Genomic DNA, 26,343 nt, shown 5'->3' on the forward strand with positions numbered 1-26,343 from the left:
ACTTACACCTTCGCCACGAGAGGACGACCCAGCAGGCCCTGGGGACGGAAAATCAGGATCAGCACCAGCAATGAGAAACTGAACACGTCCTTGTAATCCGAGTTAACCAGGCCGGCAAATAGTGATTCGGAAATGCCCAGGATGATTCCGCCGAGCATGGCCCCGGGCAGGGATCCGATCCCGCCGAGTACCGCAGCCGTGAACGCCTTGATCCCGATAATGAAGCCGGCGTAAAAGTCGAACGTGCCGTAGTTCATGGTAATCAGCACCCCGGCCAACGCGGCCATGGCGGCACCTATTACAAACACGTAGGAGATCACCCGGTCGGTGTTGATGCCCAGGATCGACGCCATCTTGCGGTCTTGCTGGGTAGCACGGCACATGCGCCCCAGCTTGGTGTACTTGATGATGTAGGTCAGCAGGCCCATGCCTGCAAAGGCCGCGATCAGAATGAAGACTTTGGTGTAGGTCAGTTGTACAAAACCGGTGCCGATATCGACGCGCCAGGAACCACTGAGCAGTGTCGGGACGCCTTGTTGCCGCGAGCCCTGGGCAATTTGCACATAGTTTTGCAGGATCAGGGAAATACCAATGGCGCTGATCAGTGGCGCCAGCCGTGTGGAATTTCGCAGAGGTTTGTAAGCCACACGTTCAATCACCCAGCCATACACGCCAGTGACGATGACGGTGAAGACCAGGGTGCCCAACATCAGCAGCGGGAAGGATTCAACGCCGAAGTATGCCAACAGAGCCAGACTGATAGCCGCGAGGTAAGCGGAGATCATGTACACCTCGCCGTGGGCGAAGTTGATCATGCCGATGATGCCGTAGACCATTGTGTAGCCGATGGCAATCAGGCCGTAAACAGACCCGAGGGTCAGGCCGTTCAGCAGTTGCTGTAGGAATATACCGTCCATAACGCAATCTCACGCACTTGAGCCATTGCGCAAACCCGCCCGCAGGGCAAGGTTTGCGCCGCTCATGGAAAAGAAGACAGGTGATGCAGACATGCCTGATGCCCTTTCTCCGTAGGAGCGAGCTTGCTCGCGATCTTTAACAGCTCGCGAGCAAGCTCGCTCCTACAGGAGAAGGCAGAGCGGCTTATCTCACTTCTGTTTTTCCAGCTGGTGATATTTGCCGTCCTTGTCCCACTGGTAAACCACGTAGTCAGAGACTTTGAGATCGCCTTTGGCGTCCCATTCCTTCTTGCCCATTACGGTTTCAACCGGGTTGGCCTTAAGCCACTTGGCAGCGTCTTCGCCCTTGTTGGACTTGGCGCCATTGAAAGCGTCAGCCAGGGCCTGAACCGAGGCGTAGGCATACAGGGTGTAGCCTTCCGGTTCGGTGCCGGCTTTACGGAACTGCTCAACCACCGCTTTGCTGTCCGGCAGCAGGCGCGGGTCGGCGCCGAAAGTCATGTACACGCCATCGACGTACTGCGGGCCGCCAGCAGTGGCGACCAGTTCGTCGGTTACAACACCATCATCGGACATGAACTTCACATCCTTGAGGCCAGCCTCACGCAGTTGACGCACCAGCGGGCCCGCCTCTGGGTGCAAGCCGCCGAAGTACACCACATCGGCGCCCAGCGAGCGGATTTTGGTGACCAGGGCACTGAAGTCCTTTTCACCACGGGTAAGGCCTTCTTCCAGGACCGGTTTGACTCCGCGCTTGGTCAGTTGCGCACTGGTGGCATCGGCAAGACCTTTACCGTAGGTGTCCTTGTCGTTGATAACCGCGACTTTCTTGCCTTTGAGCACGTCGACAATGTAGTCGCCCGCCACGATGCCCTGCTGGTCATCACGCCCGCACATACGGAACACCGCGTCCAGCTTGCGCTCGGTAACCTGCGGATTGGTCGAGCCCGGCGTAATCATGATCACACCCGCATCGGCATACACATCCGACGCCGGAATGGTGTTCGAAGAGCAGAAGTGACCTACAACCCCGATTACTTTGTCCTGATCCACCAGGCGGTTGGCAACGGCTACAGCCTGCTTCGGCTCACAGGCATCGTCGCCCGCCACCAGCTTGATCTGCTCACCGTTAATTCCGCCCGCCTTGTTGATTGCATCCGCAGCCGCCTGCGCGCCCTTCATGTACTGCTCGCCAAATGCCGCGTTGGCACCGGTCATCGGGCCCGCCACACCGATTTTCACATCAGCCTGAACAAACGAAGAAACACCCAACGCTGTTGCTACCGCGAGGGCCAGAAAACCTTTCTTGTAGAACGTCTGCGACATGAGGTGGTGCTCCTGAGGTTTTGTTAGATGGCACTTCGACTTCAGGTGAAGCTCAGAGCAAGCCGCGTGCCATTGGTTTTTTATTCTTAAAAAAGCCGCTGTCTTGTTGTTATATCGGCTGTTTCGAGTCCATTTTCATTGGACGTGCAACCGTCTAGACCAAGGAAGGTAAAACTGTTTTTGATGGGTTGGTGTTACCTGAAACGACAAGGGTTGCAACCGGGTTGCCCGGCTCCGGGCAACCACTCTGTAACCACTTACGTCACCTAACTGCACACTCCCGGTGCGCGACTGCTACAGGCCGCACCATTTGAGGCTAGTCGATGCCGGGGCAGATGCGTTCGGGAGCCTGCAAAAGCTTTGTCAGATGACAATCCGCAAGCATTGACCGGCGTGGTACAGCGAAAAACCGGCTTCGTACAGACAGCTGCGCAGCCCCGTGCCAGACAGTGGCCGCATCGGCGCAAAGGGTATCGGCAGGGCTTTGGCATCGCCGTTACACAGGTAATCGGCGAATGCTTTGCCCACCACAGTGCCCGTGGTCACGCCCCGGCCGTTGTAACCGGTGACTGCCACCAAACCGGGCGCGGGCTCGAACAGACGCATCAAATGATCGGGGGTGAAGGCGATGCAGCCGGTCCAGGTGCATTCCCATTCCACCCCTTTGAGGTACGGGAAGTAGTGCTGCTGCACGCGATCGGCCCAGGCTTTGAGAAACCAGGCCGGTTTTTGATTGCCGTTGCCCAGGCTGCCCAACAGCAAACGGCCTTCGGCATCACGGCGAATACTGCTCAACACCTGGCGGGTGTCCCATGAGCCCTGCCCGCCGGGCAAGATGCGGCTGGCGCTGTCATCGGTCAGCGGCTTTGAGGCAACCTGGTAGTAATAACCGGGGAAAAAGTTACGTCGCAAGTCAGTCCATTCGCCTTCGGTGTAGGCATTGGACGCCAGCACCACTTGCTCTGCACTCACCGCGCCCTGAGCGGTTTGCACCGACCAGCGCTGGCCTTGACGCTCCAGGCCGGTCACTGCGCTGTGATCAAACAAACGCCCGCCCAAGTCACTGGCGGCTTTGGCCAGGCCCGAGGTATAGGCCATTGGATTGAGGGTTCCGGCACGCCTGTCGAGCAGGGCGGCGGCAATTTTCGGGGTTCCGGTCGCTTCGGTGCAGGCAGCGCCGGTGAGCAGTTCCACAGGGGCGCCCCGACGCTTCCATTGTTGCTCGCGACTGCGCAGGTCAGCTTCGCCCCGGGCGTTGTGAGCCATGTGCAAGGTGCCTTCGCGGCGCAGCTGGCAGTCGATGCGGTACTTGTCGACAAGGCTGAACACCAGTGCCGGGGCAGCACCCAGCATGCGATTGAGCTGGCTGCCCACCGCTTCGCCGAAACCGGCTTCGATCTCGTCCGGGGCAATCCACATCCCGGCATTGACCAGCCCCACATTGCGCCCCGAACCGCCGTGCCCGGTGCGATGGGCTTCGAGCACACAGACGCTTTTACCCTGTTCCAGCAAGTGAATGGCGGCAGACAAACCGGTGATGCCAGCACCAATCACACACACATCAACGCTCAGTTCGCCCTGCAAGGCAGACGATTGCGGACGTTGAGGCGTCAGGTTTTCCCACAAACATTGTTCGAGTAAAGGCATTGCCAAGCTCCAGAGATGAAACCCAACGGTGATGCGTTTTTATCCACAAACAGTGGGAGCCGGGTTGACCCGGCTTCCACAGTGGCCCTTCACATGAGCTCCGGGGGGTTGCCTCAATCGAACGTAATACCCTGCGCCAGCGGCAGTTCCAGCGAGTAGTTGACGGTATTGGTCTGGCGCCGCATGTAGCCGCGCCAGGCATCGGAGCCGGACTCACGGCCGCCACCGGTTTCTTTTTCACCGCCAAAGGCGCCGCCAATTTCTGCACCGCTGGGCCCGATGTTGACGTTGGCGATACCGCAGTCACTGCCGGTGGCCGACATGAACTGCTCGGCCTCACGTACATCGGTGGTGAAGATGCACGACGACAGGCCCTGGGGTACGGCATTGTTCAGGCGCAGGGCCTCGCTGAAGTCGCTGTAACCCACCACGTACAGGATCGGGGCGAAGGTTTCGCTGCACACCACATCGCTCTGCTCGGGCATTTCAACGATGGCCGGGGCCACGTAGTACGCATTCGGGTACTGCCCGGCCAGCTGGCGTTCACCGCCAAACACCCGGCCGCCTTCGCTCAGGGCTTGCTCAAGGGCGTCCTGCATGTTTTCAAAACTGTGTTTGTCGATCAGCGGGCCAACCAAATTGCCTTCCAGCGGGTGACCGATGCGCACCCGGGAATAGGCCGCCTTGAGCCGGGTGACGATTTCTTCCTTGACCGAGTCATGGGCGATCAGGCGACGCAGGCTGGTACAGCGCTGGCCTGCGGTACCGACGGCGCTGAACAGGATGGCGCGCACGGCCATATCCAGATCGGCGCTCGGAGCCAGAATCATCGCGTTGTTGCCACCCAGTTCCAGAATGCTGCGGGCAAAGCGCGCGGCAATCTTTGGTGCCACTTCGCGCCCCATGCGGGTGCTGCCGGTGGCGCTGATCAGGGCGACGCGCGGGTCATCGACCAGGGCTTCGCCGGCGTCCCGGCCACCGATAATCACTTGGGCCAGGTACTTGGGGGCATCGCTGAACGTGCTCAGCACCCGATCGAACAGCGCCTGACAGGCCAGTGCCGTGAGCGGGGTTTTCTCCGAGGGTTTCCAGATCACCGCGTTGCCGCAGACCAGTGCCAGGGTGGTGTTCCAGGCCCAGACGGCCACCGGGAAGTTGAACGCGCTGATCACCCCCACCACGCCCAGCGGGTGCCAGGTTTCACGCATGTGGTGGCCCGGGCGCTCGGAAGCAATGGTCAGGCCGTAAAGCTGACGCGACAGGCCGACGGCGAAGTCGCAGATGTCGATCATTTCCTGGACTTCGCCCAGGCCTTCCTGGGTGATCTTGCCCGCTTCCCAGGACACCAGTTCGCCCAGATCCGCCTTGTACTCACGCAGCAGGTCGCCAAACTGACGCACCAGTTCGCCGCGGCGCGGCGCCGGAACCTTGCGCCAGGCTTCGAATGCATGTTCGGAGCGGGTCACGTGCTGCTCGACCTCGGCAGCCCCTTCCCAATGCACGGCACCGATCCGGCTACCATCAATGGGCGTATGTACCGGTTGCCGGCCCTGCTGGTACAGCGCGGGGTCAACACCAAGACGATCCAGTAATGCAGCAAGCATGGGACACTCCTTCAGCTCAAAAAACGGGTTTTCAGGCCATTAGTTGTAGCTGGCCCGCATCGCGGCAACAAACGACCTTTAAGCGAGATATCATTCCGAAAATTCATGCTGCGCTGGTAACGTTGCCTGACAACAAGAATGAGGGGCTTTTTATGCTCAGCGCTGATGCTAAATAAACGCCATCTGCCATCGATCACTGCACTCCAGTGTTTTGAGGCTGTGACCCGCCACCTGAGCTTCACCCGCGCCGCCGAAGAGCTGAACCTGACCCAAAGCGCGGTCAGCAAGCAGGTCGCGCAGCTGGAGGAACTGTTACAGCACTTGCTGTTTCGCCGCGTGCGTCGGCGCCTGCAATTGACCCCGGCGGGTGATTTGTACCTGGTAGAAGTCCGAAAAATCCTGACCCAGGTCGAGATGTCGACCCACACCCTGCGCTCCTACGGCGGCGAAACAGAAGTGTTACGCGTATCTACGCCGTCGACCTTCGGTGCCCGCTGGCTGGTGCCGCGCCTCAAGGGCTGGCGCCTGCAGCACCCGCATATCCATCTGGACCTGTGCAATGAACAGCAGGCCGATGACTTGCTGCAAGGCCGCAGCGATCTGGCGTTCTATTTCGGCCAGGGCTCACGCCCCGGTACCGAATGCCTGAAGCTGTTTGGCGAAGAGTTGGTGGCGGTGTGTGCGCCAGCGAGCTTGCCCGACACGCCCTATACCGATCCTACGCAACTGACCGATTTGGTCCTGCTGCAAAACGCCTCCCGTCCACAAGCCTGGCATGACTGGTTTGAAAGCCAGGGGCATCGCACCGATCACAGTTATCACGGCCCGCGCTTCGATACGTTTTATATGTGCATCCGGGCGGCACAAGTGGGCTGTGGCGTGGCACTGCTGCCCAGGTTTCTGGTGGCAGAAGAATTGGCTGACGGCAAACTGGTCGTTGCCTGGCCGCACTCCATGCCCAGTCCCGACGCCTATTACCTGGCCTACCCTGAACATTCGGCGGGGGTGCCCAAGGTGCAGGCATTTGTGACGTGGATAATGGAACACATTGAGGACCTGTAGGCGCGAGCTTGCTCGCGATCTTTTGATCTTTAAAAAGGTCCCCAGGCTTGCTCGCCCCTGCAGACAAGAGAAAAACCGCTGGCAAAACCGCCCGCGGATATGCGCCACTAGCGCCATTCATTGAAAGAGCTGAACGTCGTGATTATCTGGCACGGCCAGCATGGAGATTGCCGCTATGAGCGAGAGTGTGTTTGCCGATCGCATCGTGCAGAACTTGCTCGACACCGACTTCTACAAATTGACCATGATGCAGGCGGTGCTGCACAACTATCCCAACGTTGAAGTCGAGTGGGAGTTCCGCTGCCGTAACAGCGAGGACTTGCGCCCGTACCTGAATGAAATTCGCCACCAGATCGAGCGTCTGGGCGAGCTGAGCATGACTCAGGATCAACTGGGGTTTCTGGAACGAATCACCTTTATGAAGCCTGATTTCATACGCTTCCTGGGGCTGTTTCGCTTCAACTTGCGCTATGTGCACACCGGCATCGAAAACGGCGAGCTGTTTATCCGCCTGCGCGGGCCGTGGCTGCACGTCATTCTGTTTGAAGTACCGTTACTGGCGATCGTCAGTGAAGTACGCAACCGCTCGCGCTATGCCGACACGGTGCTGTCCCAGGCCCGCGAGCAGCTATACCGCAAGTTTGACTGGCTGCAGGCCAACGCCAGCGCCGATGAACTGGCCGACTTGCAGGTGGCCGATTTCGGTACACGCCGACGCTTTTCGTACCGGGTACAGGAAGAAGTGGTCAGTGTGCTCAAGCACGACTTCCCGGGGCGCTTCGTCGGTACCAGTAACGTCAACCTGTCCCGCGAACTGGACATGAAGCCTCTGGGCACCATGGCCCATGAATGGATCATGGCCCATCAGCAACTGGGCCCGCGATTGATCGACAGCCAGAGTGCCGCGCTCGATTGCTGGGTGCGCGAATACCGCGGGCTGCTGGGGATTGCCCTGACTGACTGCATCACCACCGATGCGTTTCTGGCCGATTTCGATCTGTACTTTGCCAAGCTGTTCGACGGTTTGCGCCACGATTCGGGGGATCCGGTGGTATGGGCCGAAAAATGCATCGCGCACTACCACAAGCTGGGCATTGACCCGATGAGCAAGACCCTGGTGTTCTCCGACAGCCTGACCCTGCCCCGCTCCCTGGAGATTTTCCGGGCACTGCGCGGGCGGATCAACGTCAGCTTCGGCATCGGCACCAACCTGACCTGCGACATTCCGGGTGTCGAGCCAATGAGCATCGTGCTTAAAATGACCGCCTGTAATGGCTCACCCGTGGCCAAGATTTCGGATGAGCCGGGCAAGACCCATTGCTCGGACCCGAACTTTGCCGCCTACTTGCGCCATGTTTTCCATGTTCCTGAACTACCTCCAAAGGAGTGAATCATGCAGGCCGTACAGCGTCAGATTGCTGAAGAGCTCAAGGTCCAACCGCCGTTTAGCGACACTGCAGCCCTTGAGGCCGAAGTGGCACGACGCATTACCTTTATCCAGTGCTGCCTGCACAACTCCGGGCTCAAGACCCTGGTGCTGGGCATCAGCGGCGGGGTCGATTCGCTGACTGCTGGCTTGATGGCCCAGCGCGCAGTCAAGCAACTGCGCGAGCAGAGCGGCGATCAGGCCTACCGTTTTATTGCCGTGCGCCTGCCATACGGCGTGCAGCACGACGAAGTCGACGCCACTGCCGCCGTCGACTTTATTGACCCGGACCAACGTCAAACCGTGAATATAGGCCCGGCGGTCAAAGCGCTGGCCGCTGAGGTGTCGGCTTTTGAAGGCAAGCCCCACGCCACGGTGGATTTTGTCCTCGGCAATACCAAGGCGCGGATGCGCATGGTGGCGCAATACACCATCGCCGGAGCCACCGGTGGCCTGGTGATCGGCACTGACCACGCTGCCGAAGCGGTGATGGGCTTTTTCACCAAGTTCGGTGACGGTTCCTGCGACCTGGCCCCCCTCAGCGGCCTGGTGAAGAATCAGGTGCGGGCGATTGCACGACACTTTGGTGCGCCAGAATCCCTGGTGGAGAAAGTCCCGACTGCCGACCTTGAAGATCTGGAGCCCGGCAAACCTGATGAAGCCTCCCATGGCGTGACCTACGCCGAGATTGATGCATTTTTGCATGGCGAGCCGGTGAGTCAGGAAGCGTTCGGGATCATCTGCCGCACCTATGAAAAGACCCAGCACAAGCGTGAAATGCCGCTGGCACCTTGAAGCAAGCCCGGCACCTGGGGGAGCTGGCTGCCAGCTCCCCCAGGCCTGGCAAAGACTGGGCATGTACGAAAAAACGGAATGAACCCCACGTTTTTTTTCGCTTGCCGCCTCTGCATTCAAAGGCTTTGATAGGCGTCTATTTGGTCGCCAGAGCCCTGCCCCATGTCTTCTTTCGATGGTTTGTTCTCTCTTGTCGAGTCTGTGCTCGGTCAATCTGCAGCCCATTGGCTGCGCGAGCATGTCGAGGTGCCCCGGGGGCTGCTGGCTTTCAGCTGGAATCAACAGGCCGTGCACCGGGCCTGGCTGGCCGAAGGGTTGAACCTGTGCCTGCTGCACAAGCTGGTAGACGCCGTGCCGGATGGCCGACGCTACGTTGAGGAGCAGGCGCAGCAAGGGCGCAAAGTGGTGTTTGACCACGGCGCGATCCGCACCGTCGACTGGCCCGCCAACGGCGAACTGCCCCGCGGCCGCCAGGCCTTTGCGCGGCTGCTGGAGCCACTGGGCTTTACCGATGTACGAACCTATCCGCTGACCAAGCTGAACATGACCGGCTGGGGCTATCGGCAGATGGACCTGCCTGAAGACATTGCGCAGTTTTTTGTCTCGGAATTACATCCGGGGCGTTTTAGCCAGACGTTTCAGCAGGCGGTTACCCGGGTTGTCAGCTCCAGTCTCGATCCGCTGCAAGCCGAACACACCAGCATTCTCGAGCGCCTGAGCCTCACCCGTCATTGCAGCCTCGGCGAGGCGCGCACCCTGCTGCCGGCGCTGTACCGGGCATTCGGCCGTCAACACGGCGTGGTGCTCGAGGCCGATTACCAATCTCTGCTCGATGAAAGTGCAGAGATGGCCTGGATTGCCACCGAGGGCAACAGCTTCAACCATCTGACCGATCGCGTGCAGGATCTCAACGCCTGCGTGGCCCAACAGCGAGACTTGCAGCGGCCGATGAAGGACAGCATCGAGGTCTCTGCCTCAGGCCGGGTGATGCAGACTGCCTATCGTGCCTGCACGGTGACCCGGGGGCTGATCGATGCCGCCGGTCATTATCGCGAGCATCAGGTGCCGGGCTCGTTTGTCGAATTTATTCAGCGCAAGGTCGACCCGGAAAACGGGCGGATCGATCTGAATTTCGACAGCAGCAATGCCCAGGGCATTTTCAAGATGACCGATTCAAAAGCCTGAATGCAAACAGCCCTGAGCGCACAAGGCGCGTCAGGGCTGTTGATTGGCAGGCCGGGGCTTATTTGAGGACCACGGCGCCTTTCATCATCGAGTTGTGGCCCGGGAATGTGCAGAAGAACTCGTACGATTCAGCCGGATTCAATTTCGACACGTCGAAGGTCACCGAGTCTTTCTCACCGGCACCAATGATCTTGGTGTGGGCAATGATGCGGGTGTCACCGTCTTTCAGGTAGTTTTTATCCAGCCCGGCGGCCATGCCGTCAGTCGCTACACCTGCCATGTCTGCAGTTTTGCTCAACACCCAGTTATGACCCATGACGTTTTTCGGCAAGCTGCCGGAGTGCGTCAGGTTAACGGTGAAGGTCTTGCAGGACTTGTCGATGACGATCTCTTTGGTGTTGTAAGACATTTGGTCAGTCGAATCGACAGTCACAGCGCATTCAGCCGCCAGCAAATGGCCGCTGGCCAGGGTCAAAAGGGATACCGCAAGAACTTTGGCAAACATGGTGTATCTCCAAGGCAGGGTATGAAAAAAATATGTATACAGATTGCCCGAAAATTGTCTCGATTCCAATGATCTGAATCATGGTCCTGGCATTGTTCGAAACAATTCGCCCACCAGAGGAACGCCGGGCTTATCACCTTAGGTCATCAACAGGGTATTCGGAGGAATAAGTGACGGGACTTTCTGCGCTGATCAGCCGCTGCTATCAGCTTCGTTCAGAGATTTAATCCACAACCGGCTTTTTCGGCAGTGTAGAGTCGTGTTTTCAGCGCAAAATAGCGACTTGCTAAAACCCAGCTAACGGCTAAGCACTAATACAGGGCAGAATACGCGCCGCTCAACCCCTTCGACCCCCAGAGGATCGCCCATGGCCAAACCAAATTACAACTTCGCTAAGCGTCAAAGAGACTTGGCTAAAGAGCAGAAGAAAGAAGAAAAGCTTGCCCGCAAGAAAGCGGCTGCTGAGGAAGGTACTGTAGAGCTGGACCCGAATGCCGACGTTGACGTCGATGCAGAAGCTGAGGTTGTTGCTGAAAACACCGACGCCGTAGAACAAAAAGCACCCGACGCGTAATACCCTCGGCCCGGTTATCCACAACCCGGCCCACAGGATCTGTGATCAGGATCAGCAGCCCGGCTGTTGATCCTCGCAGTCCACCTGATTGCCTGTGCTGCATCCTCAGACGCTCCAGACCACCCGCCCCCGCATCCCTTGCACCAATCAGTCGATTCACGCCTGACGAGCTTGTGCGCGCGCAGAATGCACAACGCCAGCCCGAAGGCTGGCGTTGTGTTTGGCCAAAGCGCTTTTGCAGGAGCCGGCTAACCGGCCCCGGCAGACGTTAGCGCGGTACCACCGGCTTACGGGTCGGCTTCTGGCTCTTGCCGCCCTTGGCCGCTTCATGGCGCTCTTTGGCAGCCTGCTTGTTACGGGCAAATGCAGCGGCCTTGGCCTGCTCGCGCTTGTCCCACGGGTTACCACCATCGCTGGCACGCGGCGGCAGGCCGGTGTGCTGGGTGAGGATCTTGGTGGTTTTTTCGCCGGCGACCTTGTGGCTGCCTGCAGGCGTCGAGTTTTTGCGACGGGCACTCTGGTAGCTGTCAGTGGCTGGCTGATGTAATGGAATCAGCTGGTCTTTACCCGAACCAATCAGGTCGGCACGGCCCATGCGGGTCAGGGCCTCACGCAGCATTGGCCAGCCCTTGGGGTCGTGGTAGCGCAAGAACGCCTTGTGCAGCCGACGCTGTTCTTCGCTCTTGACGATAACCACCGAGTCGCTTTTGTATGTGACCTTGCGCAGCGGGTTCTTGCCCGAGTGGTACATCGCGGTGGCAGTGGCCATCGGCGACGGGTAGAACGCCTGCACCTGGTCAGCACGGAAGCCATTGCCCTTGAGCCACAGCGCAAGGTTCATCATGTCTTCATCTTTGGTGCCGGGGTGAGCGGCGATGAAGTACGGGATCAGGTACTGCTCTTTGCCTGCTTCCTTGGTGTACTTCTCGAACATGCGCTTGAACTTGTCATAGCTGCCAATGCCCGGCTTCATCATCTGGTTGAGCGGACCTTCCTCGGTGTGTTCCGGGGCGATCTTCAGGTAACCACCTACGTGGTGCGTCACCAGCTCTTTAACGTATTCCGGCGACTCGACCGCGAGGTCGTAGCGCAGACCGGAAGCAATCAGGATTTTCTTCACCCCCGGCAAGGCACGGGCGCTGCGATACAGCTGAATCAACGACGAGTGGTCGGTGTTCAGGTTCGGGCAAATACCCGGGAACACGCAGGATGGCTTGCGGCACGCGGATTCGATTTCCGGCGTTTTGCAGGCGATGCGGTACATGTTCGCGGTCGGGCCACCGAGGTCGGAAATGACGCCGGTAAAGCCTGGCACCTTGTCACGGATCTCTTCGATTTCGCGAATGATCGACTCTTCGGAACGGTTCTGGATGATCCGGCCTTCGTGCTCGGTAATGGAGCAGAAGGTGCAGCCGCCAAAGCAGCCACGCATGATGTTCACCGAGAAGCGGATCATGTCGTAGGCCGGGATTTTTTCCTTGCCGTACGCAGGATGCGGAACACGTGCGTAAGGCATGCCAAACACGTAGTCCATTTCTTCGGTGGTCATAGGGATCGGCGGCGGGTTGAACCACACATCCACTTCGCCATGCTTCTGCACCAGCGCACGGGCGTTACCCGGGTTGGTTTCAAGGTGCAGCACGCGGTTGGCGTGGGCGTACAGAATCGAGTCGCCACGCACTTTCTCTACCGATGGCAGACGGATTACCGTCTTGTCACGGGTCATGCGCGGGCTGGCCAGAAGTTGCACGACCTTGGCTTCGTTCGGGTCTTCAACCGGACCTTTTTCCTGCTCGATGGCGCAGGCCTGGGTGTCCTGGGTGTTCACGTACGGGTTGATGATCTTGTCGATCTTGCCCGGACGGTCGATACGCGTGGAGTCGACTTCGTACCAGTCTTTGGGCGTATCGCGACGAATGAACGCGGTACCGCGAACATCGGTAATGTCTTCGATCTTGTGGCCATACGACAAACGCTGGGCAACTTCGACAATGGCACGTTCGGCGTTGCCGTACAGCAGGATGTCGGCGCAGGCGTCGATCAGGATCGAGTTGCGCACGCGGTCCTGCCAGTAGTCGTAATGGGCGATACGGCGCAGAGATGCCTCGATGCCACCGAGTACGATCGGTACATTTTTATAGGCTTCCTTGCAGCGCTGGCTATACACCAGGCTCGCGCGATCCGGACGTTTGCCAGCCATGCCACCGGGGGTGTAGGCGTCATCGGAACGGATTTTTTTGTCGGCGGTGTAGCGGTTGATCATCGAGTCCATGTTGCCGGCCGCGACGCCAAAGAACAGGTTCGGCTCGCCCAGCTTCATGAAGTCGTCTTTGGACTGCCAGTTCGGCTGCGCAATGATGCCCACACGGAAGCCCTGGGACTCCAGCAAGCGACCGATGATGGCCATGCCGAACGACGGGTGGTCGACATAGGCATCACCGGTGACGATGATGATGTCGCATGAATCCCAGCCAAGCTGATCCATCTCCTCCCTGCTCATTGGCAGGAATGGCGCTGGACCGAAACATTCGGCCCAGTACTTGGGATAGTCAAATAGAGGCTTGGCTGATTGCATGTCGATGACCGGTGTTGAGTACAGAAAATTGGGCGCGTCATTTACGAAGAAATTCGCGGGCGCGGAATATAGCACAAAAAATGATCAATTCCGACGGTAATGGTCGGAATTGATTGGAGCCTGTGATTGCGATCCCTCACATGCCCGCCTTGCCGGCAATAACCTAAGCGTGACCGCCAGGGCAACCACGCAGCGGGCCGTTAATCGTCGTCGAAGTTGTAGCTGCCCGGCGCCAGGTTTTCGAAGCGCGTGTATTTGCCGATAAACGCCAGGCGCGTGGTACCGATAGGGCCGTTACGCTGCTTGCCGATGATGATTTCGGCAATGCCCTTGTGCTCGGTTTCGGGGTGATAAACCTCGTCCCGGTACACGAACATGATGACGTCGGCATCCTGCTCGATGGCTCCGGATTCACGCAAGTCAGAGTTGATCGGGCGCTTGTTGGGCCGCTGCTCAAGAGAACGGTTGAGCTGTGACAGCGCCACCACCGGGCAATTGAATTCTTTGGCCAGGGCTTTCAAGGAGCGGGAAATCTCGGAGATTTCGTTGGTGCGGTTGTCACCGCCCGAACCGGGGATCTGCATCAGTTGCAGGTAGTCGATCATGATCAGACCGATCTCACCGTGTTCACGTACCAGGCGCCGGGTACGGGCGCGCATTTCCGACGGGCTGATACCGGCCGTGTCATCGATGAACAGCTTGCGGTCGTTGAGCAGGTTGACCGCCGAGGTCAGGCGCGGCCAGTCATCGTCTTCCAGTCGACCGGCACGGACCTTGGTCTGGTCGATGCGCCCCAGAGACGACAGCATACGCATGATCAGCGATTCGCCTGGCATCTCGAGGGAGTACACCAGTACCGCTTTTTCGCTGCGCAATACCGCGTTTTCCACCAGGTTCATCGCAAAGGTGGTTTTACCCATCGATGGACGACCGGCCACGATGATCAGGTCAGACGGCTGCAAGCCACTGGTCATGCCATCGAGGTCGGTGTAGCCGGTGGACAGGCCGGTAATGGCGTTGTCGGTGTTGAACAGCGTATCGATCCGGTCGATGGCTTTGGTCAACAGATCATTGACGCTGACCGGGCCGCCGGTTTTTGGCCGGGCCTCGGCAATTGCAAAGATCTGCCGCTCGGCTTCGTCAAGAATCTCGGCGGCATTGCGCCCTTCAGGATTGAACGCGCTATCGGCGATTTCGGTGCTGATACCGATCAGCTGGCGCAGCGTGGCGCGCTCGCGAACGATCTGCGCATAGGCCTTGATGTTGGCGACCGACGGCGTGTTTTTTGCCAGTTCGCCCAGGTAGCCCAGGCCACCGACTTGCGACGTCTGACCTTCCTTGTCCAGTTGCTCGGCAAGGGTCACGACGTCAATCGGGGAGTTCTGGTCCGCCAGCTTGGCAATTGCGCGGAAGATCAGGCGATGGTCATGTCGATAGAAGTCGCCGTCCGAGACTTGATCCAGCACGCGTTCCCAGGCGTTGTTGTCCAGCATCAAACCACCGAGCACGGCCTGTTCGGCCTCGATGGAATGCGGCGGCACCTTCAGGGATGCGGTTTGCAGATCGTATTGCTCAGGAGCGGAGATATCGTTCATGGCCACTTGGTTAATTTGTAAAAGCTGGGGGTTTTAAAATCAGGAACAGCAGAAAGACAAAGGGCACGACCTGTAAACAGGATCGTGCCCGATGTTAACCGCCTGACACACAAGGTGCCAGTCAGTTAAGACTGCTTAAGCAGCTACCACAACAACGCGTACGGTTGCTTCAACTTCGGCGTGCAAGTGCACAGCCACGTCGAATTCGCCAACGTTGCGGATAGTGCCGTTCGGCAGACGAACTTCGCTTTTAGCAACTTCAACGCCAGAGGCGGTCAGTGCATCAGCGATGTCGTGGGTGCCGATCGAACCGAACAGCTTGCCTTCGTCGCCAGCGGTGGCAGTGATAGTCACTTCCAGCTCAGCCAGTTGGGCAGCGCGTGTTTCAGCCGAAGCTTTCTTGTCTGCTGCTGCTTGTTCCAGCTCAGCACGACGCTCTTCAAACGCAGCCAGGTTGGCAGCGGTTGCAGCGGTAGCTTTGCCGTACGGCAGCAGGTAGTTACGACCGTAACCGGCCTTAACATTTACTTTGTCGCCCAGGTTGCCCAGGTTCGCGACTTTTTCCAGAAGGATCAGTTGCATGTGAAAATCCTCTTAACTTTTAACCTTCACCGTCCGCAGAGTCTTTATCAGCGTCTTTCGGCGCCAGACGTCCACGGAAATCAATCAGGCTGTCGACAATGGCCAAGACCACGAGCAACGGATAGATCAGCTGCATAAACAGCAACAGCGTGACGTACAACCCCACCAGCCAAAACTTGGCCAGTCGCTTTTGCGCCACCAGCCCATGGATCAGGGCCAGCCCGGCGAAGAACAACGCTACGCTGCACAACGGCGTAAGCATGGCCATTTGAGGGCCGAAGTTCGGTCCTACAAGCATGCACGCCAGCAACAGTAACGCTGGCCCCAGCGGTAGGCGGATGCTGCGAAATTCGCTGGCAAAACCGCCCGGGTTGTACAACAACGCCTGCCAGTAACGCCCGATAATCAGGCTAAGCAAGCTGACGACCTGCATCAAAGCTGCAATCAAACCGGTAAGAACAGGGGCAATCAATGCTCCTAGGCGCGCTCGCTCTACGTCAGATAACTTGTCGTAGAGACCATTGAGGACCTGCGGCAGAAGTTTTTCCAACTCCTGCGCCATCGCACCAATGGGTTCGCGGAAAACCGTACCCAGGATCACGCCATACACTACACCCAACGCCACGCTGACCAGCAGCACGCGATGCCAGGGCTGACCGGCGCGTAACATCATCGCCAATCCCAGAGATCCCAGCAGCACCATCAAGGTGCGAGGTTCTCCGATAAACCACCAGACCAAGGCCGGCAGTAGAGCCCATGAGAGAATGCTCAAGGCATCTCTCGGACCGCGCCGCAGGAGCACAAGGCAACCCGCAGCAGCACTCAACCAGAACAAAAACGGCAATGCCGCACATCCGGCCACGATTAACGCGGCCTGCACACGGCCTCGCATGATGAACTCAGCTAAGGCGCGCATGCTTTCAATCCTTTACTACTTGTCGACTGCCCGGTCTCAGCGGCCGTGGCTGTCGGTGTAGGCCAGCAGGGCCAGGAAGCGGGCGCGCTTGATAGCGGTGGCCAGCTGACGCTGATAACGAGCTTTAGTACCGGTGATACGGCTTGGAACAATTTTGCCGGTTTCGGATACGTAAGCTTTCAGAGTGTTGAGATCCTTGTAATCGATCTCTTTCACTTCTTCTGCGGTGAAGCGGCAGAATTTACGACGACGGAAGAAACGTGCCATGTAATTGGCTCCTCAAAAGGTCCGTGGATTACTCGTCAGCGTTATCGCTGGCGTCGCTGTTATCGCTGTCATCGCCATCGGCGCTGTCAGAATGCTCAGGACGGTCACGACGCTCACGGCGCTCACTGCGGTTCTCTTCAGCCTTGAGCATCTCGGACTGGCCAGTTACGGCTTCGTCGCGACGGATGACCAGGTTACGGATCACAGCATCGTTGTAACGGAAGTTGTCTTCCAGCTCAGCCAGGGCTTTGCCAGTGCATTCAACGTTCAGCATCACGTAGTGAGCCTTGTGAACATTGTTGATTGCGTAGGCCAGTTGACGACGGCCCCAATCTTCCAGACGGTGGATTTTGCCGCCGTCTTCTTCGATCAGCTTGGTGTAACGCTCTACCATGCCGCCGACTTGTTCGCTTTGATCCGGGTGGACCAAAAAGATGATTTCGTAATGACGCATGAATGCTCCTTACGGGTTGTAGCCTGCCGCTAACTAAAAAGCGGTCAGACAAGGAGTGAATGACACTTGTGTGTCTTGCCTAGAGAGGCACATATGCGCCCGCCATGACGGCAAGGGGCGCAATTGTAGAGAAGGGACAAGAGAGGTGCAAGGCAATTGGTGATTATTTGAACAATCCAGACCTTCACCCACCACAAGCGACTGTGGGAGCCTGCTTGCTGGCGATGATTACAACGCGATGGGTCTGACAGACCGCGCTGATGCCATCGCCGGCAAGCCGGCTCCCACAGTGATGTAGCGTGCTGCTTACTTCTTCTTCGAAGAAGTCTTGGCCTTGACGCTGCGCTGGCGCAGGGCTTCGAACAGGCAAACCCCCGTCGCTACCGATACGTTCAGGCTGCTGACGCTACCTGCCATCGGCAGGCGCACCAGGTAATCGCAGTGCTCGCGAGTCAGGCGGCGCATGCCTTTGCCTTCCGCACCCATAATCAGGATGGTCGGGCCAGTCATGTCCTGGTCGTACAGTTCCTGCTCGGCTTCGCCGGCAGTACCCACGATCCACAGTCCGCGCTGTTGAAGCTTTTTCAGCGTGGCCGCAAGGTTGGTAACCGCAACCAACGGAATCACTTCCGCCGCGCCGCAGGCTACTTTTCGTACAGTCGGGGTCAAGGTTGCAGACTTGTCTTTAGGTACGATGACGGCCAGAGCACCCGCCGCATCCGCCGTGCGCAAACAGGCACCCAGGTTGTGCGGATCAGTCACGCCGTCCAGCACCAGAATCAGCGGAGCACCTTCGGTACGATCCAGTAATTCGTTGAGCATGGCCTCGCCCCACACCTGGCTCGGGCTTACATCAGCCACAACACCCTGGTGCACGCCTTCAACCCAAACGTCCATCTCGCGACGTTCAGCGTTACCGACATCGATCCGGTTTTCAGCGGCCAGCGCGATCAGGGTCTGAACCCGCGGATCGTTGCGGCTTTCAGCCAGCCACACTTGCTTGACGCGTTTCGGGTGGTGACGAAGCAACGCTTCTACAGCGTGAATACCGTAGATTTTTTCCAACTGGCTCATGACTTGACCTTAGGTTTACGCGCTCCACCACTTTTGGCGGCAGGAGCGGTGCCCGATTTTGGCGGGCCTTTACGATGTTTGCTCGGCTTGGAAGGCTTGCCTGCGTCTTTAGCAGGTGCCCCCCTACCCGACTTTCCCGACTCAGCTGCACGACCGCCGTTTTTCGCGTCGGCCAGCAGCGCCTGTTTCAATTCACGACTTTTGCGCAGCTCGGCATTTTTGGCCGCAGCATCGCCAGGACGATAGGTCTCGTCGGATTTCTTGGCAGTTTTGGGCGCGCTACGACGAGCGGCCGGAGCCGGTTCGACGGGCTTCTCTGTGGCTTTGGTGCCGGATTTCCCAGCATTTTTGCCAGCAGGTGCGTCAGTACCACGATTTTTACGACCAATCGGCGCGCTGAGGGTTTTCTCAGCCATTTCGAAGTCGATTTTGCGTTCGTCGAGATCGACGCGCATTACTCGAACTTCAACGGTGTCGCCCAGACGGAAGCTGCGACCGGTGCGCTCGCCCGCCAGGCGGTGATGCACAGGATCGAAGTGGTAGTAGTCACCCGGCAAGGCGGTCACGTGGACCAGACCTTCTACATAAATGTCGGTCAGTTCGACAAACAGGCCAAAGCCCGTTACTGCCGTCACTACACCCGGGAACGACTCGCCAACACGATCCTTCATGAACTCGCACTTGAGCCAGTTGGTCACGTCACGCGTGGCTTCGTCGGCACGGCGCTCGCTCATCGAGCATTGTTCGCCGAGCTGTTCGAGGATCGCTTCGTCGTACGGATAGATACGCGCTTTCGGAATCGTCATCGCGCCGGCACGACGAACGTGCGGGGTATCCATTTTGGAATGGATAACGCTGCGAATCGCCCGGTGCGTGAGCAAGTCCGGGTAGCGACGAATCGGCGAAGTGAAGTGGGTATAGGCTTCATAATTCAGGCCGAAGTGGCCCTGGTTATCAGCGCTGTACACCGCCTGGCTCAACGAACGCAGCATCACGGTCTGGATCAGGTGGAAATCCGGACGATCCTTGATGCTGGCCAGCAACGCCTGGTAATCCTTCGGCGACGGGCCGTCCTTGCCTTTGTGCAGGCTCAGACCCAGCTCACCGAGGAATGCACGGAGTTTTTCCAGACGCTCAGGTGGCGGACCATCGTGAACGCGATACAGAGCTGGAATTTCGTGCTTTTTGAGGAACTCGGCGGTGGCCACGTTGGCCGCCAGCATGCATTCTTCGATCAGCTTGTGCGCGTCATTACGGGTGGTCGGGCGAATCTCGGCAATTTTGCGCTCGGAGCCGAAGATAATCCGGGTTTCCTGGGTTTCAAAATCAATCGCACCACGCACATGACGAGCGGCCAGCAGCACTTTATACAGCGAGTAAAGCTGCTTGAGGTGCGGCACTACATCAGCGTATTCGCTGCGCAGTTGCTTGGCTTCGCTGGTTTTCGGCTGCTCCAGAATGGTGCTGACCTTGTTGTAGGTCAGGCGCGCCTGGGAGTGAATCACCGCCTCGTAGAACTTGTAGTCGGTCATTTCGCCGGATTTGGAGATGGTCATCTCGCAAACCATCGCCAAACGGTCAACTTTCGGGTTCAGGGAGCACAGACCGTTGGACAGCTGCTCAGGCAGCATCGGAATCACGCGCTCAGGGAAGTACACCGAGTTGCCACGAACCTGAGACTCGGCATCCAGTGCCGAACCGATTTTCACGTAGCTGGATACGTCGGCAATGGCCACGTACAAGGTCCAGCCACCCGAGAACAGGCGCAGCTTGCCAGGCCTGGCTTCGCAGTAAACAGCGTCATCGAAGTCGCGGGCATCTTCGCCGTCAATGGTGACGAACGGCAGATGGCGCAGATCGATGCGCTTCTCTTTGTCTTTCTCTTCGACTTCAGGCTTGAGCTTGGCGGCTTCTTTAAGCACCGCTTCCGGCCAGACGTGAGGAATGTCGTAGGTGCGCAGGGCAATGTCGATTTCCATGCCGGGCGCCATGTAGTTGCCCACCACTTCAAGCACATCACCTTGCGGCTGGAAGCGCGGCGTCGGCCAGTGGGTAATCTTCACTTCGACAAACTGACCCACCTTGGCGCCTGCATTGCGACCCGGGGTAACCAGCACTTCTTGCTGGATCTTCGGATTGTCGGCAACTACAAAGCCAATGCCGCCTTCTTCGAAGTAACGACCCACGATGGTTTCGTGAGCACGCGAAACCACTTCGACGATTACGCCTTCACGACGACCACGGCGATCCAGCCCCGAAACGCGGGCCAGCGCACGGTCACCATCGAACACCAGGCGCATTTGCGACGGGCTCATGAACAGGTCGTCACTGCCATCATCAGGGATCAGAAAGCCGAAGCCATCGCGATGGCCACTGATGCGGCCGAGAATCAGGTCGAGCTTGTCCACCGGCGCATAAGTGCCACGGCGGGTATAAATGAGCTGGGCATCACGCTCCATCGCACGCAGGCGACGACGCAAGGCCTCGATTTGGTCTTCTGTAGTCAGACCGAACTCTTCTACCAACTGCTCGCGAGCAGCCGGCGAACCACGCTCGGCCAGATGCTGAAGGATCAGCTCGCGGCTAGGGATAGGGTTTTCGTATTTTTCCGCTTCACGTGCGGCCTCGGGATCGAGGGTCTGCCAATCGGCCATTAGATAGTTTTCACCTTGTCTATATGCGGGTTAGTTTGGCATACGCGTATTGAAACGGGAAATTTCGGACTCATACAGAGCCGTAATAGCCCGTTCTGGCACACATTCATGTCGCGGACTAACCGTTCGCGAATTTTTTTCACTATTTTTATGCACAACGCTTTACAGGTCAAAGGGTCGTCCGTATAGTGCGCGCCATCGACAACGGCAACAGCGTTGAAGATGATGCCCAGATGGTGAAATTGGTAGACACGCCAGCTTCAGGTGCTGGTGACCGCAAGGTCGTGGAAGTTCGAGTCTTCTTCTGGGCACCAATTCAGAGATGCAGATTAGTACAATCTGCAGACTCACACAAAAACCCGCGAAAGCGGGTTTTTGCATTCTAAGCCGCTGATTTATTAAAACTAAATAAAACAGGGCTTTACAGAATTAAAAGCGCTCCGTATAGTGCGCCACATCAACAGCGGCAACGTTGCTGATAATGCCCAGATGGTGAAATTGGTAGACACGCCAGCTTCAGGTGCTGGTGACCGCAAGGTCGTGGAAGTTCGAGTCTTCTTCTGGGCACCAATTCAAGCTTCAAGTGTTTTCACTGAAAACATTCGAAGCCTCACAAAAACCCGCGAAAGCGGGTTTTTGCGTTTCTGTGGCCGGCAATCGCCTCCCACCCTGCACTTGCCCCCTCTCCTACGACCATCGCCCTATCCTTGTGGCGCACTTGAGAAGCAATATCGTTTATTATTGTTACAAGTTTTGTAGTACCCAAGCGAGGAACCCAGCGAATGATGCTCCGAAATACCCAGCTTGCAACATTTCTACTGCGTAGTTTGTCCATCGCAACTCTTGGTCTGACTCTGATCACTCCCGCCGCTCACGCTGCCGATCCTGTAACCCTGACCCTGTATAACGGCCAGCACAAAGAAGTCGGCGACAACCTCGCCGCTGCCTTTGAAGCCAAGACCGGCATTCACGTCAATGTGCGCAAAGGTAGCAGCAACCAGCTGGCCAGCCAGATCGTCGAAGAAGGCGATCGCTCGCCTGCCGACGTGTTCTACGCCGAGGAGTCGCCGCCACTGAACAGTCTTGGCGAACAGGGCTTCCTGGCCAAGGTCGACGACAGCACCTTGCAAGTACTGCCCAAGGAATACGTGGCCGCCAACGATACCTGGATCGGCGTGACTGCACGCACCCGCGTCGTGGCGTTCAACCCGGACAAGGTCAAGGAAGAAGAACTGCCCAAGTCAGTTCTGGATTTCGCCGGCCCCGAATGGCAGGGCAAGATCGGTTTTGTACCCACCAGCGGCGCATTCCAGGAACAGGCTGTGGCCATCATCAAACTGCATGGCCGCGAAGCCGCAGAAGAATGGCTGACCGGTCTGCGCGCCTTCGGCAAGACCTACACCAACAACATGGTTGCCCTCAAAGCGGTCGAGAATGGTGAAGTGGCCGCCGTACTGGTCAACAATTACTACTGGTTCGCCTTGCAGCGCGAGAAAGGCAAGCTGAATTCCAAACTGCACTACTTCACCGATGGCGATGCGGGCGGCCTGATCACCGTATCCAGCGCCGGCGTTTTGAAGGCCAGCAAACACCCCAAAGAAGCCCAGCAACTCCTGGCTTACATGGCCAGCGAAGAAGGTCAGCGGGTGATCACCAACACCACCGCTGAATACCCGATGCGCAAAGGCATGGTGTCGGAACGCGGCCTCAAGCCGTTCGATGAACTGCAACCGCCAAAAATCACCCCGGCCGACCTTGGCAACGCTGATGAAGCGCTGGAGCTTGAACAAGATGTAGGCCTGCTCTGATGCTGTCTGCCGCCCAACCTGCACGCTTTAACGTGAAACGCAAAAAGCCCTCTGTCTGGCTGTTATTACCGGTGCTGTTACTGGTGGGCCTGAGCCTGTTGCCGCTGCTGTATGTCGGCACCAAGGCCTGGCAGGCCGGATGGGCACAAGCGGTGCACTTGTTGTGGCGGCCCTTCGTATTTGACCTGATGCGCAACACGCTGCTGTTGATGGTTGGTGTAACGGTAACCTGCGCCCTGATCGGTTTGTCGCTGGCCTGGTTACTGGAGCGCAGCAGCTTGCCGGGGCGACGCCTCTGGGGCGTGATCCTGTGCCTGCCGTTTGCCGTACCTGCATTCGTCAGCAGCTTCACCTGGGTATCGCTCAGCTCCAGCTTCGAGGGCCTGGGCGGCGCCATCCTGGTGATGAGCCTGTCCAAATATCCGCTGATCTTCCTGCCGGTCGCGGCTACGCTGCGCAATCTCGATCCGGCACTTGAAGAGTCGGCCCGCACCCTGGGCCAGAATCGCTGGGGGGTATTTTTCAAAATCACCCTGCCGCTGCTCTGGCCTTCGTTGCTGGCGGGCTCGCTGCTGATTGCCCTGCACATGCTGGTGGAATTCGGCGCGCTGTCGATCATCGGGCTGCAGACCTTCACCACCGCCATCTACCAACAATTCGAGCTGTCGTTCAGCAACGCCAATGCGGCCATGCTTTCGGCGGTACTGCTGGTGATGTGCTTGAGCCTGCTGTGGCTGGAACTGAAAGTGCGCGGCAAAGGCCGGCACATTCGGATCGGCCAGGGTGCGGCACGGCGCGCCGAGCAGGTGCAACTGGGCAAGTGGTCATTTTTTGGCCAGCTGTATTGCCTGGCACTGGCCATCATTGGCAGCGGGATTCCGCTGGGCATGCTGGTGTACTGGCTGGTCAAAGGCAGCTCGGCGGCATTCCCGATGGCAGCCATTGGCGAGGCGCTGTTCGCCTCCCTGTCACTGGCGCTGGGCGGTGCTGCACTGTGCCTGGTACTGGCAGTACCTGTCGGCCTGCTGGTGGTGCGCTACAAAGGCCAACTGGCGATCTGGGCCGAGCGCCTGCCGTATCTGCTGCATGCACTGCCCGGCCTGGTGATCGCCCTGGCGCTGGTGTACTTCTCGCTGCATTACGTGCCTGCGCTGTACCAGACCTCGGCCCTGCTGCTGATCGCCTATGCCTTGCTGTTTTTGCCTCTGGCGCAGGCGCCGATTCGCACGGCGCTGAACAAGGCAGCTCCGCAGCTCGAAGAAGCAGCACGCACCTTGGGCGCATCGTCGTTTTCGGCATTTTGCCGGGTGACATTGCCAATCATTTTCCCGGCACTGGGGGCGGCATTTGCCCTGGTGTTCCTGGACGCCATGAAAGAACTGACCGCCACGCTGCTGCTGAGCCCCACCGGACTCAATACATTGGCAACACAGGTCTGGGCTCACACCTCGAACATCGAGTTCGCGGCGGCGGCACCCTATGCGGCGCTGTTGATAGTGGTCTCGGGACTGCCGGTGTACCTGCTGACCACCAAGATGTACCTGAGCCGCTAACAACCCGCCGGGTAACTCGCTCCTGCAGGTTGCTCGCGGCCTATGCCCTGAACTGCCCCAGGCTCGCTTTCAGCTGCGCCGCCAGACCATCCAGCACCTGCCCGCTGGCGGTCGTTTCGTTGACCGCCTGCGCCGCACGCTCGGCCTGGGCATGGATCACCTCAACCCGCCCACGTACCGCATGCGCGCCCCGGGCCTGATGCTCAGCAGCTTTGGTAGCGTCACCAATCGCGGCGTGCACCTGCTCAACAGAAGCCTGCACGGTTTTTTGCAACTGCACGCTGCCACGCAGTACTGCCAACCCCTCATTGGCCTGACGCCCTGCCAGCCCGATCGCCGCCACCGCCTCCTTGGCACCCTGCTGCAAGGCCACGATATGGGCCTGGATATCACCGGTGGAGCTTTGCGTCTTGCTGGCCAGCGCCCGCACTTCATCCGCCACCACGGCAAAGCCGCGGCCCGTCTCCCCTGCCCGCGCAGCCTCAATAGCCGCATTGAGGGCCAGAAGATTGGTCTGCTCGGCAATGCCGTGAATGACAGTCAGCACCACTTCGATTTGCTCACTTTGCTGTGCCAGGCGCTCGATGACCCTGGCTCCAGCGCCGACCTGCCCGGCCAGCGCCTCGATCAGGCCGCCCACTTGCGCCGAGGTGCGGGTATTTTCATCGGTCGCCTGACGAATATCCTGCACCTGCTTGAGCGCCGCCTGCATCGCCTGACTTTCAGACTGCGCCGCATCGGCCATGGTCGACAGTGCCTCCAGGCTCTGCGCCACCTCATCGCGCTGCAACTGGGCCGCAGCATTGGCCCCGGCATTGCGCTCCGTCATGGCCCCGATCTCGACCCCGGTACGCTGCGCCACATCCCCCGCCTCCCGCACAATGGGCTGCAACTTGTCGATAAAGCGGTTCACCGCCGCCGCCATATCGCCAATCTCATCCTTGCTGTCCAGGCCCACGCGCTTGGTCAGATCACCCTCGCCTGCGGCCAGATCATTCAACGCGGCAATCATCAGCAGCAGCTTGTTGACCACCCGCCGCCCCAGCACCACCGCCAGCAACAGCAAGACACCCAGACCGACAATCGCCAATCCCATACCAATGCGCCAGCGCAAGGTGTCAGCCGCATCACGGACAGTCTGTGCGGTATTGGCCTGCATCTGTGCCGCCGCTGCCTGAGCCGACTCCAGACGCGCCCCCAGGGCTGCCGAGCTGTCGTTGGCGGCGCCCTGCAGGCTTTCATCCACCAGATGCTCACTGTTGACTATCAGTTGCGCAAAACGCTTATCGAGAGCCGCCAGGTCCTTCTCGACCGAGGCCGTGGAAACCCCCATCAACACCTTGCCAATCTCCACGCCATTGGGGCTGATGGGGGCTTCGAGGTAATACACCGCCGGATCGTGCCGCGCTGCGTCCAGCACTTTATCCAGCGCCCGCTCTCCCTTGCCCTTCTCCAAAAGGGCTTTGTTGATCGGGTTTTCACGATTGAGGTAGCGCGTCAGATGTTGCCCGGCAACGTCGTCATAGACCACAAACAGCACATTGGGATTGCGCTGGGCGCGCCGGGCGAACTCGGACAGCGTGGGCACGTCATTATCCCAGATGGCCCGCGGCGCCACAGCCGCTAACAGTTGCGCCATATCATTGGCCGAATCCATCAGATTCTTTTCCAGTGCATTGCGCAATTGCATCTGCTCTTCTTTCAAACGCGGCGCCAGCCCGGCCGTCAGACGCTCACGGGTGCTGGCAGACAGCCCTTCAAGGCTGCTCTTGACCTCTCGTCCGGCCTGCTCCAGCTCAGCCGAAAGCTTTTGACTGTCCGCCC

20 protein-coding genes, 2 tRNA genes and 2 pseudogenes are annotated in these 26,343 nt (G+C 58.6%); 9 read left to right on the forward strand and 15 right to left on the reverse strand.

Translation table 11 applies throughout. The features are described from left to right. Positions 1 to 2: 2 nt before the first annotated feature. From B195_RS20500 to B195_RS20515, 4 genes are all read right to left on the reverse strand, one after another. Positions 3 to 917: a branched-chain amino acid ABC transporter permease gene (locus B195_RS20500; RefSeq protein WP_003439067.1), complete on the reverse strand. Its 915-nt coding sequence runs from the start codon at positions 915 to 917 to the stop codon at positions 3 to 5. A 189-nt stretch (positions 918 to 1,106) separates the two neighbouring features. Further along, complete coding sequence (locus tag B195_RS20505; RefSeq protein WP_003439065.1) at positions 1,107 to 2,243, reverse strand: branched-chain amino acid ABC transporter substrate-binding protein; 1,137 nt, start codon at positions 2,241 to 2,243, stop codon at positions 1,107 to 1,109. Positions 2,244 to 2,606: 363 nt separating this feature from the next. Continuing rightward, a complete protein-coding gene (locus B195_RS20510; RefSeq protein WP_003439063.1) occupies positions 2,607 to 3,890 on the reverse strand; it encodes an FAD-binding oxidoreductase in 1,284 nt (427 codons plus the stop codon). 113 nt (positions 3,891 to 4,003) lie between these two features. After that, the gene (locus B195_RS20515) at positions 4,004 to 5,494 is read right to left on the reverse strand and encodes an aldehyde dehydrogenase family protein (protein ID WP_003439062.1); all 1,491 of its coding nucleotides are present in this window, start codon (positions 5,492 to 5,494) and stop codon (positions 4,004 to 4,006) included. Positions 5,495 to 5,659: 165 nt separating this feature from the next. Here B195_RS20515 and B195_RS20520 point away from each other — a divergent pair, with 165 nt between their 5' ends. The 4 genes from B195_RS20520 to B195_RS20535 all read left to right on the forward strand — a co-directional run bounded on the left by B195_RS20520 (position 5,660) and on the right by B195_RS20535 (position 9,962). Then, complete coding sequence (locus B195_RS20520) at positions 5,660 to 6,556, forward strand: LysR family transcriptional regulator (RefSeq protein WP_003439059.1); 897 nt, start codon at positions 5,660 to 5,662, stop codon at positions 6,554 to 6,556. Between the two features lie 175 nt (positions 6,557 to 6,731). Next, entirely contained in the window at positions 6,732 to 7,946 is a 1,215-nt protein-coding gene (pncB, locus tag B195_RS20525; protein ID WP_003439057.1) for a nicotinate phosphoribosyltransferase, read from the forward strand. A gap of 3 nt (positions 7,947 to 7,949) precedes the next feature. Beyond that, positions 7,950 to 8,777, forward strand: coding sequence for an ammonia-dependent NAD(+) synthetase (gene nadE, locus B195_RS20530; protein ID WP_003439055.1), 828 nt, complete (start codon positions 7,950 to 7,952; stop codon positions 8,775 to 8,777). Positions 8,778 to 8,939: 162 nt separating this feature from the next. Beyond that, positions 8,940 to 9,962, forward strand: coding sequence for a DUF1338 domain-containing protein (locus B195_RS20535; protein ID WP_003439053.1), 1,023 nt, complete (start codon positions 8,940 to 8,942; stop codon positions 9,960 to 9,962). A 58-nt stretch (positions 9,963 to 10,020) separates the two neighbouring features. Here the strand turns inward: B195_RS20535 and azu are convergent, their stop codons facing one another. Further along, positions 10,021 to 10,467 carry an azurin gene (gene azu / locus B195_RS20540; RefSeq protein ID WP_003439051.1) on the reverse strand — a complete coding sequence of 149 codons (447 nt, stop codon included), beginning with the start codon at positions 10,465 to 10,467 and terminating at the stop codon, positions 10,021 to 10,023. Positions 10,468 to 10,834: 367 nt separating this feature from the next. Between azu and B195_RS20545 the strand changes: the two genes are divergently transcribed. After that, a complete protein-coding gene (locus B195_RS20545; protein WP_003439050.1) occupies positions 10,835 to 11,041 on the forward strand; it encodes a hypothetical protein in 207 nt (68 codons plus the stop codon). 268 nt (positions 11,042 to 11,309) lie between these two features. On the opposite strand, the gene B195_RS20550 is transcribed toward B195_RS20545, so the two are convergent. The 8 genes from B195_RS20550 to rnr all read right to left on the reverse strand — a co-directional run bounded on the left by B195_RS20550 (position 11,310) and on the right by rnr (position 21,158). Then, the gene (locus B195_RS20550) at positions 11,310 to 13,616 is read right to left on the reverse strand and encodes a YgiQ family radical SAM protein (RefSeq protein ID WP_003439049.1); all 2,307 of its coding nucleotides are present in this window, start codon (positions 13,614 to 13,616) and stop codon (positions 11,310 to 11,312) included. A gap of 200 nt (positions 13,617 to 13,816) precedes the next feature. Beyond that, a complete protein-coding gene (gene dnaB, locus B195_RS20555) occupies positions 13,817 to 15,211 on the reverse strand; it encodes a replicative DNA helicase (RefSeq protein ID WP_003439048.1) in 1,395 nt (464 codons plus the stop codon). A gap of 135 nt (positions 15,212 to 15,346) precedes the next feature. Then, positions 15,347 to 15,793: a 50S ribosomal protein L9 gene (gene rplI, locus B195_RS20560; protein WP_003439047.1), complete on the reverse strand. Its 447-nt coding sequence runs from the start codon at positions 15,791 to 15,793 to the stop codon at positions 15,347 to 15,349. 19 nt (positions 15,794 to 15,812) lie between these two features. Then, complete coding sequence (locus B195_RS20565) at positions 15,813 to 16,709, reverse strand: hypothetical protein (protein ID WP_003439046.1); 897 nt, start codon at positions 16,707 to 16,709, stop codon at positions 15,813 to 15,815. A gap of 36 nt (positions 16,710 to 16,745) precedes the next feature. Then, positions 16,746 to 16,976, reverse strand: coding sequence for a 30S ribosomal protein S18 (gene rpsR / locus B195_RS20570; protein WP_003171373.1), 231 nt, complete (start codon positions 16,974 to 16,976; stop codon positions 16,746 to 16,748). Positions 16,977 to 17,004: 28 nt separating this feature from the next. After that, on the reverse strand, positions 17,005 to 17,430 hold the full coding sequence (gene rpsF, locus B195_RS20575; protein ID WP_003439045.1) for a 30S ribosomal protein S6: 426 nt from the start codon (positions 17,428 to 17,430) through the stop codon (positions 17,005 to 17,007). A 306-nt stretch (positions 17,431 to 17,736) separates the two neighbouring features. Further along, complete coding sequence (gene rlmB, locus B195_RS20580; protein WP_003439044.1) at positions 17,737 to 18,504, reverse strand: 23S rRNA (guanosine(2251)-2'-O)-methyltransferase RlmB; 768 nt, start codon at positions 18,502 to 18,504, stop codon at positions 17,737 to 17,739. After that, complete coding sequence (gene rnr, locus B195_RS20585) at positions 18,501 to 21,158, reverse strand: ribonuclease R (RefSeq protein WP_003439043.1); 2,658 nt, start codon at positions 21,156 to 21,158, stop codon at positions 18,501 to 18,503. The genes rlmB and rnr overlap by 4 nt, the downstream gene beginning before the upstream one ends. 227 nt (positions 21,159 to 21,385) lie before the next feature. On the opposite strand from rnr, the gene B195_RS20590 reads away from it, so the two are divergent. The 4 genes from B195_RS20590 (at position 21,386) to B195_RS20605 (ending at position 24,519) form a co-directional block, all read left to right on the forward strand. Beyond that, positions 21,386 to 21,472, forward strand: a tRNA-Leu gene (locus tag B195_RS20590). Between the two features lie 169 nt (positions 21,473 to 21,641). Beyond that, positions 21,642 to 21,728, forward strand: a tRNA-Leu gene (locus tag B195_RS20595). 212 nt (positions 21,729 to 21,940) lie between these two features. Continuing rightward, positions 21,941 to 22,966 carry an iron ABC transporter substrate-binding protein gene (locus tag B195_RS20600; protein ID WP_003439042.1) on the forward strand — a complete coding sequence of 342 codons (1,026 nt, stop codon included), beginning with the start codon at positions 21,941 to 21,943 and terminating at the stop codon, positions 22,964 to 22,966. After that, positions 22,966 to 24,519, forward strand: a complete 1,554-nt coding sequence (locus B195_RS20605; protein WP_003439041.1) for an iron ABC transporter permease — start codon at positions 22,966 to 22,968, stop codon at positions 24,517 to 24,519. Before B195_RS20600 ends, B195_RS20605 begins: the two co-directional genes overlap by 1 nt. A gap of 40 nt (positions 24,520 to 24,559) precedes the next feature. Here the strand turns inward: B195_RS20605 and B195_RS23280 are convergent. Then, a pseudogene (locus B195_RS23280) lies at positions 24,560 to 25,054 on the reverse strand (methyl-accepting chemotaxis protein); the annotation flags it as partial. A gap of 411 nt (positions 25,055 to 25,465) precedes the next feature. Beyond that, positions 25,466 to 26,209: pseudogene (locus tag B195_RS23285) on the reverse strand (methyl-accepting chemotaxis protein); the annotation flags it as partial. Between the last annotated feature and the right edge of the window lie 134 nt (positions 26,210 to 26,343).

Origin of the sequence: Pseudomonas sp. Lz4W (assembly GCF_000346225.2) — a bacterium.
In the GTDB taxonomy this organism is placed as follows: Bacteria; Pseudomonadota; Gammaproteobacteria; order Pseudomonadales; family Pseudomonadaceae; genus Aquipseudomonas; species Aquipseudomonas paraversuta.